Raw genomic sequence first — 224 nt, 5'->3', positions numbered from 1 at the left:
CGTTTATTAGAGAAGTTAAAAAACCATAGTGGTAAAAATAGTTTTTTAGCCTTACGACCTGCAGATTCAGCAGAGACGAGTGTAGCATGGAAAATGGCTTTAGAAAACACAGATACACCAACAGGATTAATCTTATCAAGACAAGGAATTAAGGATTTACCAGCAAAAGGAACGTCAAGATATCAAGAAGCTTTAGCTTCTAAAAAAGGAGGTTATTTAGTAAA

Annotated in this window: 1 pseudogene; it reads left to right on the top strand. The window is 34.4% G+C overall.

Annotated elements, in window-relative coordinates:
- A pseudogene (locus tag Q0842_RS16280) lies at positions 1-224 on the top strand (transketolase); the annotation flags it as partial.

Source organism: uncultured Algibacter sp. (assembly GCF_947495675.1).
GTDB lineage: Bacteria > Bacteroidota > Bacteroidia > Flavobacteriales > Flavobacteriaceae > Algibacter_B.
This window is presented reverse-complemented; position numbering and strand designations above follow the sequence as displayed.